The organism is uncultured Mycobacterium sp., assembly GCF_964249325.1.
In the GTDB taxonomy this organism is placed as follows: Bacteria; Actinomycetota; Actinomycetes; order Mycobacteriales; family Mycobacteriaceae; genus Mycobacterium.
Map to the genome: position 1 here is coordinate 19,669 of NZ_CAXUCH010000015.1, position 7,968 is coordinate 27,636.

Genomic DNA, 7,968 nt, shown 5'->3' on the forward strand with positions numbered 1-7,968 from the left:
GTCCGAATCCAGTGTGACGACGGGAAGTTGGTGCTCGATCGCGGTTGCCGCCATGAGAGCGTCGGTCAGCTTCACCGCCCCATGCACGCGGGCTGTTCGGCAGTCCACCATCAGCCGGGCCCACGCAACCATTACTGCCTCACTGATCGGGATGGGATCTGCCGCACGCGCCAAAGTGAGTGTGTCCGCGCGTCGTGAGCGGGTAACCGGATCAGGCGCGTTGAGCACACCCAGTTGCAGTTCACCGATCGTGATGACTGAGAGTGCCACCCGTGCAGGCAGTTTCGCGATGACGCGGCCGGATTCACGCGCGATGAAGACCGACGTGTCCAGCAGTCCGACTTCGGCCTGAACCTCGGTCACAGGTTGTCGAGGGTTTGACCGACAAGCTCATCGAGTTCGTCGGCCAGATGCGCGTCAGCCGCGCGCTCGGCGAGCTCGGCCCGGAGAAAGTCTCCCGACAGCCAACGGACGCGGCGTCGATGCGGGACGATGTCGGCGACCGGTTCGCCGTGCACCGTAAGCGTCACCTGCTGGCCAGCCTTGACCGCATCGATCACGTGAGTGGTGCGATTCCGCAGTTCGCGGACACCGACTTTCATGTGCGACAGCGTAGCACAAATTTCCCATATCAGTTGCGGCCCCGGCACTACCACACCTGGCCGTCGCGCCAATCGCACATCAAGCCCGCTGAGGTGTCCATGGTGATGCCGATCGGCAACACGAACACCGCGCCGTCTGCCTGGGGCGTGCGGGTCGGCCCGGTCGGGGCCAGTACTGAGGTGGGCCCCTGCCAGTGCAGCCACCCGCGCAACGTGAACATCTGCTTGCCCCGGTCCGACGAGGCCTTGATGGCACCGATCTGGTAGGCGCCGCGCATCACCTGCTCGGCCGCGTCCAGCAACGCGATCGCCAACCCCTGGCCGCGCCAATCTTCGCGCACCGCGACCCCTTCGACGTAACCGCAGCGCAGTGCGGCGCCCCGGTAGAGCAGCCGACGCTGCACGACGGCAGCGTGCGCGACGATCGCGCCACGATGCCAGATCAGGGCATGCATACCGCCCAGCGCGTGCTCCCAGTCGGTGTCGTCGAATTCACCCCCGAACGCCGCGCTGACCATGTGGCGGGCGCTGTGGTAGGTCTCCGTGTCCAGGTCGGCGGTGTGAACCAGGCGGGCAGTGTGGACCCGGGTGCGCACACTGCCCGGTTTACCAGGTTGACGCGCCCGCGGCAGCCGAACTCAACTCGGAACGCCGCGGCGACCGGGGCCGCGACCAATGCAGCCGCACGTACTGGCCGGGCCGGATCTGGGCAACCTTGTCGAGGTCGTCCTCGGCGACCACGCCGGCCACCGGGTAGCCGCCGGTCACCGGATGATCTGGCCCAAGAATTACCGGTAAACCGTTGGGCGGCACCTGAATTGCGCCTCGAGTGACACCTTCGCTGGGCAATTGACGATCCGGCCAGCGGTAGCGCAGGGGGCGTCCCTCCAACCGCATCCCCACCCGGTCGCTGCGGTCAGAGGCCATCCAAATCGTGTGCACCAGGGCGTCAGGGTCGACCAGCCAGTCGTCGCGCGGCCCGGGCACCACCAGCAGTTCGACCAGGTGTTCTTCGATCCCCGCCACCGGGGCCTGCTCGAGTTCGGGGTAGTCGTCCGTGTGCTCACCCACCGGCAGCACGTCGCCGGCCTGCAACGGCAACGGTCCTATACCTGACATCACGTCGTAGCTGCGCGACCCGAGCACCGGAGTCACATCAAACCCGCCGCGTACCGCTAGATAGGTGCGCAGTCCGGCGAACGGGGCTTCCATCGAGATGACATCGCCGTCGTTGACATGCTGAATGCTATTGGTACCGAACGCGATTCCATTTACAGACGGATTGGTGTCGGCTCCGGTAACCGCGATATCGACGTCGCCGCCGCGAACTCGAGCAGCGAAACCGCCGAATGTCACCTCGATGGTGGCGCGGTCGCCGGGGTTTGCCACCAGCCTGTTGGCCAGAGTGTGCGAGCGGCGGTCAGCGGCGCCCGAGCGGGTGACGCCGAGGTGGGCCAGACCGACCCGCCCGAGATCTTGGACGAGCGCCAGTGGCCCGGTGCGAAAGATTTCCAGAGTTGGCACGACGACTCTCCTATGCCGCTCGAAACTGGACCCACATGCCCGGTGTCAGCAGCGCCGGGTTGGGGCGGTCGATATCCCACAGCACCGCGTCGGTGTGGCCGATCAGTTGCCATCCGCCCGGCGATCGGCGCGGGTAAATCCCGCTGAATTCGCCGGCCAACCCCACTGACCCGGCGGGCACCGATGTCCGCGGTTCCGAGCGTCGCGGTACCTCCAGCCGAGGATCGCCGCCGACCAGGTAGGCGAAGCCCGGAGTGAAGCCGGCGAAACCGACTCGCCACGGTGTTGTGGTGTGCGCGTTGATGACTTGCGCGGTGGTGAGCCCGGTGAGGTCGGCGACCTCAGTGAGATCCGCGCCGTCGTAGACGACGTCTATCAGCACGTCGACGCGGCCGTCCCGCGGAGCGGTCTCAACCGCATCGGGGCTGATCTGCAGCTTGCGCAGCCGCTGACGGGTGACTCCCTGGTAGCGGTTGCCGTCGAGCTTGACCAGCACCGTGCGGGCGGCCGGGACAATGTCGAGCACACCGGACAGCGCTGCCTCACGCAGCGCAGCGGTGGCCGCCAAGACGTCGGCGCTGCTGTCGAACTGCAATAACAGCGCTTGGTCGCCGTAGTCGATAACGCTATCGGCGACGATCAGGTCTGTTGCCACGCTCATTACTCGACGGTAACCCCGTGTTGAGGCGGCGACGAGAAAATTTCGAGCACTGCCAGAGGTGCCTTAGTGAACACTCATACGCCGACCGGGCGACCGCCGAAAGGCCTAGGCGGCGACAATTTTGGCGATCAGTGGCGGCAGTTGGTCAGCGACTAGCGGGTAGCTCAGCGGCGAGGCGAAGGCGATGGCACCGGCCTGCTCTTTGGTGGTGAAGATGCTGTGCGCCCGCAACGCCGCCACCTCGGCGTTCGCGAGCAGCGCCTGCTGGTCGTCCGGGCTGTCCGTGGTCCAGATCAGCACATCGGCGCCCTCGAGCGCGGTCCTGATCTGGTTGCGCGGAACGAGGGCACGCTGACCATCGACCGCGAACGGTTTGATGCTGTCGGCGACGACCAAGCCCATCAGGGTCAAAAAGTCGGTTCGCCAGCCCGGCAGTGTCGCCACCACGTTGTCCTGGTACAGGCTGCCCTGCAGTAACAACACCTTCTTGTCCTTGAATTGCGGGTTTTGGTCGGCGACGGCGCGGAACTTCGCGTCGATGCCGTCGATCAACGCCTTCATCTGGTCGGCTTGGAAAACGGCTTGGCCGATCGCGGCGGCCTGGTCCTTCCAGGGTTCAAAGAACGCGTCGCCGTCTGATTGCGGGATGGTGGGCGCGATCGCCGAAAGTCTCTGGTAGGTCCCGGCATCCACGCCGGCGTTGGTCGCTACGATCAGATCCGGTTTCAGGCCGGCGATCTGGGCGACTTGTATTCCGTTGTCCAGGTTCAACACCACCGGCTGGGCGCCACCGAGCTTGGGTTGGGCCCACGGCCACACCGCGAATGGTTGGTCGCCGAACCAGTTGGTCACCGCGATCGGCACCACGCCCAGCGCGAGCAGGTCGTCTTGCTCGGTGTAGCCGGCGCTGACGACGCGTTTGGGCGGTGCGGGAACAGTGGTTTTGCCGAACATGTGGCTGATCGTGACCTGCCGAGCGCCGGTAGGGCCGGCGGCAGGTTTGTGCGACGAGCAGGCCGCCGCGGTTCCGACCGCCAATAGCGCTGCGGCGCCCAGGAAGCCGCGCCGACTCCGTTGTTTTGTCATTCTCATGTCAGCGGCATGCCGGCGGCGACGAAGTCCATGGCGCGGTAGACCAGCTCGGGGGTGACCGGGGCGCCGTCCGAGGTGGCCATCATGGCACCGGTCGCAGCGCCAGCGAAGACGCGGATGTCGAAATCACTTGGGTCGCGGCCCATTCGGCGGCTCACTGCCTCGGCGATGACCGTGACCGTGCGCAAGTACTCGTCGTAGAGCGCGGCCTTGAGTTCGGGTATCGAGAAGATCAGCCGCTGGCGCGTGGTTTCGAATTCCCGTTGCTCCTCGGACATGCTGGCCATGACCGTTTCGTAAGCGCCACGGAAGGCCTGGATGGGCGAAAGTTCGGGCGGCTGTTGGGCGAAGGCTTCCAGAATCAGCGGATCAAGGTCGTCGGCCAGCAGCACGGATTCTTTTGACGGGAAATACCGGAAAAAGGTGCTCGGAGATACCTCGGCGGCCTCGGCGATCTGTTCGACGGTGGTGGCGCTGTAACCGTTCTCTTCGATCAGCCGGAACGCCGCGCGCCTGATCGCTTGGCGCGTCTTGATTTTCTTGCGTTCCCGCAGACCCAGCGCTTGCTTCCTCGCCTGCATGCCGCAATTGTCCCGCAAACCCGGCCCTGACAGGGCTAGCGGCTCGGCCATGGGCTGTAGTCGGCGATCAGCTCCTCCTGGGGAGGGCGCTGATCGGCTGGTACGTGTTGCAGGTTGATCCGAATCCGGTACCAGATCGAACTGGGTCCGCGCATCCCGTCGACCAGCACGTCAGCCGGCTGCAGCCGCTCGGCGGCCGCGGGGTGGCGGTCGCGCCAGGTGTCGAGGGCGGCCATCGCCTCGCCTTTGGTTTTCGTGCGGGCGACCTCGATGAGCGGCATTGATGAAACCCGCCTGCCGACGCGGCTGCGTCCCGCTCCCTTCGGCGGCTTCTCGGCCGGCCCCTGCTCGTCGGCCAGCCCGAGCAGCGGGTCAAGCCCACCGGCGGTGTCATCCATGTCTTCCCACGGATCCCCGATATCGGCGAACCTGTCGGGCACCGTCGCCATCGTGAACGCTTCCGGGCGGCAGCCGGCCACCTCGTCCCAGCTCAGCGGTGTGGACACCCGAGCTTCAGGCGTAGCTCGCACCGAGTACGCCGACGCCACCGTGCGGTCTTTAGCGTTTTGGTTGAAGTCGACGAAGACTCCCTGGCGTTCTTCCTTCCACCAGCGGCTGGTCGCCAGATCGGGTGCGCGTCGCTCGACCTCGCGGGCCACCGCCTGGGCGGCGAGGCGTACTTGCCGAAACGGCCACCGCGGCACGATGCGCGCATAAATGTGGAAGCCCCGCGATCCGGACGTCTTGGGCCACGCCGTCAACCCGTAGTCTTGCAGCACATCGCGGGCCACCGCGGCAACATCGAGGATCTGCTGCCACTCCACACCGGGCATTGGGTCGAGGTCGACGCGCAGTTCGTCGGGGTGGTCGAGGTCCTCGGCGAGCACCGGATGCGGGTTGAGGTCGATGCAGCCCATGTTGATCACCCACGCCAGCCCCGCGGCGTCGCGGATGACCGCCTCTTCGGCTGAGGTGCCGGACGCGTAGCGCAGTTCAGCCACGTCCACCCAGTCCGGCCGCTTGGCGGGTGCGCGCTTTTGGAAGATCGCCTCGTGGTCGATGCCCTTGACGAACCGCTTCAGGATCATGGGACGCCCGGCCACCCCGCGCAGCGCGCCCTCGGCCACGCTGAGGTAATAACGAATCAGGTCGAGCTTCGTGTGGCCGGCTCGACCGTCGTGGCCGGGAAACACCACCTTGTCCGGATGCGTGACGGCGACGCGGTGCCCGTCGACCTCCAGAGACAGCGGACCGGCCATGCCGATCATGCTAATTTCCCAGCCGAGCTGAGACGCCGGTCACATATTGTGGGGTTATGCCTAAGCTCACTGATCTGCTCCCCTGGAACGCCGCGCCCAAAGCCCTGCAGTACGCCGACCGTGGCTTGGCCGAACTGCACTACCTCCGCAAAATCATCGAGTCGGGCGCGTTCCGGCTGGAGCCGCCGCTGAACTACGCGGCGATGGCCGCCGACATCCGCCGCTGGGGCGAGATCGGCATGCTGCCGTCCTTCAACGCCAGACGGACGCCCAACAAGGCGGCGATCATCGACGACGAGGGCTCGATTACCTACAAAGAGCTCGAGGAAGCCGCGAACGCAGTCGCCCACGGTCTGCTCGCCAAGGGTGTGCGCGGCAGCGACGGCGTCGCGATCCTGGCGCGCAACAGCCGCTGGTTTGCGATCGCGGGGTTCGGGTGCGCGCGGGTCGGGGCACGCATCATCTTGCTCAACAGCTCGTTCTCCGGCCCGCAGATCAAGGAAGTGTCCGAGCGCGAAGACGCCAAACTGATCATCTACGACGACGAATACACCAAGGACGTCAGCGAGGCGAAGCCCGAGCTCGGCAAGCTGCGGGCACTCGGCACCAACCCGGACTCGGATAAGGAGTCAGGCAGCACCGACGAGACACTGGCCGACTTGATAGCCCATGGCAGTAAGGAGCCACCGCCCAAGGTCAGCAAGCACTCGTCGATCATCATCCTGACCAGCGGAACCACCGGGACCCCGAAGGGCGCCAACCGGAGCACGCCGCCAAGCTTGGGCCCGATCGGCGGCATCTTGTCCCATGTGCCGTTCAAGGCCGGCGAGGTGACGTCGCTTCCGGCGCCGATCTTTCACGCCCTGGGGTTCCTGCACTTCACCATCGGCATGTTTCTCGGATCGACGTTAGTGCTGCACCGCAAGTTCAAGCCTGACGTGGTGTTACAAGACGTGGAGAAGCACAAGGTGACGGCGGTCGTCGTCGTCCCCGTGATGCTCTCGCGCATGCTCGACGCGCTGGAAAAGATGGATAAGAGGCCTGACCTGTCGAGCCTGCGGATCGTATTCGTGTCCGGCTCGGCGCTGAACGCCGACGTGGCCGAGCGGGCGCTAAAGGAGCTTGGACCCGTCCTCTACAACATGTACGGCTCGACTGAGATCGCGTTCGCCACCATCGCGGAGCCCAAGCATCTGCAGATGAACCCGTCGACGGCAGGACCGGTTGTCAAGGGGGTGAAGGTCAAGATTTTCGACGACAACGGGAAGGAACTACCACAGGGCGAGGTCGGGCGGATCTTCGTGGGCAGCAGCTTCCCGTTCGAGGGCTATACCGGTGGCGGTAACAAGCAGATCATCAACGGCATGTTGTCCTCTGGCGACGTCGGCTACTTCGACGAGCACGGGCTGCTGTTCATCAGCGGCCGCGACGACGAGATGATCGTCTCCGGCGGCGAGAACGTCTTCCCCGCCGAAGTCGAGGATTGCATCAGCGGACTTCCCGATGTCGTGGAGGCCACCGCGATCGGCGTCGAGGACAAGGAGTGGGGCCACCGGCTGCGCGCCTTCGTGGTTAAGAAGGAGGGCTCCGACCTCGACGAGGACACCATCAAGAAGCACGTACGTGACCAACTGGCCAAGTACAAGGTGCCGCGCGAAGTCATCTTCCTCGACGAGCTGCCGCGCAACCCGACCGGCAAGATCCTCAAACGCGAGCTGCGCGAGATGGACGGCGACAACGACGGCAAAGAGAAGAAAGACCAAAAAGACAAGAAAGACCAAAAAGACAAGAAAGAAGACTAGCCCCGCTGGATAGGTGCCCTGAGCGCTCGTACTTCCGTGCACCAAACAGAAGCCACGGTCGTGCTTTTCGCGGGTTCACAACCCTGGCTTCTGTCTCGCGGCGTTTCCGTCGACTACGGGTCGCGGGGTAGGCCGAGCAGCCGCTCGGCGATGATGTTGAGCTGCACCTCCGAGGTGCCGCCGTAAATCGTGGTGGCCCGGCTGGCCAGCAGGTACTGGCCCCACTTGCCGGACAGTTCCTCAGGGTCGCCGATCGCGGCGTCAGTGCCGAACGTCGACACCGCGAACTCGGCGTAGCCCTGAGCCGTGCGCATCGACAGCAGCTTCGAGATTGCGGCTGAGGGCATGGCGTCTCCACCGGCCAGCGTCAGCAGCGTCGAGCGCATGTTGAGCACCTTCGCGGCGGGTTTATGCCCAGGCGTTCACCCATGAGCGGCAGTCGGCGTG

At 65.3% G+C, this 7,968-nt stretch carries 8 protein-coding genes and 2 pseudogenes (1 of these 10 only partly in view); 1 reads left to right on the plus strand and 9 read right to left on the minus strand.

Annotation, left to right across the window (positions count from 1 at the left end):
* Positions 1 to 39: 39 nt before the first annotated feature.
* The 8 genes and pseudogenes from ACFE99_RS03865 to ACFE99_RS03900 all read right to left on the minus strand — a co-directional run.
* A pseudogene (locus ACFE99_RS03865) lies at positions 40 to 363 on the minus strand (PIN domain-containing protein); the annotation flags it as partial.
* Entirely contained in the window at positions 360 to 602 is a 243-nt protein-coding gene (locus ACFE99_RS03870; RefSeq protein WP_375482589.1) for a type II toxin-antitoxin system Phd/YefM family antitoxin, read from the minus strand. The pseudogene ACFE99_RS03865 and the gene ACFE99_RS03870, both read right to left, overlap by 4 nt.
* 47 nt (positions 603 to 649) lie before the next feature.
* Positions 650 to 1,198: a GNAT family N-acetyltransferase gene (locus tag ACFE99_RS03875; RefSeq protein WP_375482591.1), complete on the minus strand. Its 549-nt coding sequence runs from the start codon at positions 1,196 to 1,198 to the stop codon at positions 650 to 652.
* A 10-nt stretch (positions 1,199 to 1,208) separates the two neighbouring features.
* Positions 1,209 to 2,126 carry a 5-oxoprolinase/urea amidolyase family protein gene (locus ACFE99_RS03880; RefSeq protein ID WP_375482593.1) on the minus strand — a complete coding sequence of 306 codons (918 nt, stop codon included), beginning with the start codon at positions 2,124 to 2,126 and terminating at the stop codon, positions 1,209 to 1,211.
* A gap of 10 nt (positions 2,127 to 2,136) precedes the next feature.
* A complete protein-coding gene (locus tag ACFE99_RS03885; protein WP_375482595.1) occupies positions 2,137 to 2,787 on the minus strand; it encodes an allophanate hydrolase subunit 1 in 651 nt (216 codons plus the stop codon).
* A 105-nt stretch (positions 2,788 to 2,892) separates the two neighbouring features.
* Complete coding sequence (locus tag ACFE99_RS03890; protein WP_375482619.1) at positions 2,893 to 3,873, minus strand: ABC transporter substrate-binding protein; 981 nt, start codon at positions 3,871 to 3,873, stop codon at positions 2,893 to 2,895.
* Positions 3,874 to 3,875: 2 nt separating this feature from the next.
* The gene (locus ACFE99_RS03895) at positions 3,876 to 4,460 is read right to left on the minus strand and encodes a TetR family transcriptional regulator (RefSeq protein WP_375482597.1); all 585 of its coding nucleotides are present in this window, start codon (positions 4,458 to 4,460) and stop codon (positions 3,876 to 3,878) included.
* 35 nt (positions 4,461 to 4,495) lie between these two features.
* A complete protein-coding gene (locus tag ACFE99_RS03900; protein ID WP_375482599.1) occupies positions 4,496 to 5,728 on the minus strand; it encodes a DNA polymerase domain-containing protein in 1,233 nt (410 codons plus the stop codon).
* A gap of 47 nt (positions 5,729 to 5,775) precedes the next feature.
* On the opposite strand from ACFE99_RS03900, the gene fadD2 reads away from it, so the two are divergent.
* On the plus strand, positions 5,776 to 7,521 hold the full coding sequence (gene fadD2, locus ACFE99_RS03905; protein ID WP_375482601.1) for a long-chain-fatty-acid--CoA ligase FadD2: 1,746 nt from the start codon (positions 5,776 to 5,778) through the stop codon (positions 7,519 to 7,521).
* Positions 7,522 to 7,634: 113 nt separating this feature from the next.
* On the opposite strand, the pseudogene ACFE99_RS03910 reads toward fadD2, so the two are convergent.
* A pseudogene (locus ACFE99_RS03910) lies at positions 7,635 to 7,968 on the minus strand (acyl-CoA dehydrogenase); it runs 1,907 nt beyond the window's last position.

Coding starts and splice junctions, on each gene's coding strand:
- ACFE99_RS03870 (WP_375482589.1), bottom strand. CDS start 602: ATGAAAGTCGGTGTCCGCGAACTGCGGAATCGCACCACTCACGTGATC.
- ACFE99_RS03885 (WP_375482595.1), bottom strand. CDS start 2,787: ATGAGCGTGGCAACAGACCTGATCGTCGCCGATAGCGTTATCGACTAC.
- ACFE99_RS03890 (WP_375482619.1), bottom strand. CDS start 3,873: ATGACAAAACAACGGAGTCGGCGCGGCTTCCTGGGCGCCGCAGCGCTA.
- ACFE99_RS03895 (WP_375482597.1), bottom strand. CDS start 4,460: ATGCAGGCGAGGAAGCAAGCGCTGGGTCTGCGGGAACGCAAGAAAATC.
- ACFE99_RS03900 (WP_375482599.1), bottom strand. CDS start 5,728: ATGATCGGCATGGCCGGTCCGCTGTCTCTGGAGGTCGACGGGCACCGC.
- fadD2 (WP_375482601.1), top strand. CDS start 5,776: ATGCCTAAGCTCACTGATCTGCTCCCCTGGAACGCCGCGCCCAAAGCC.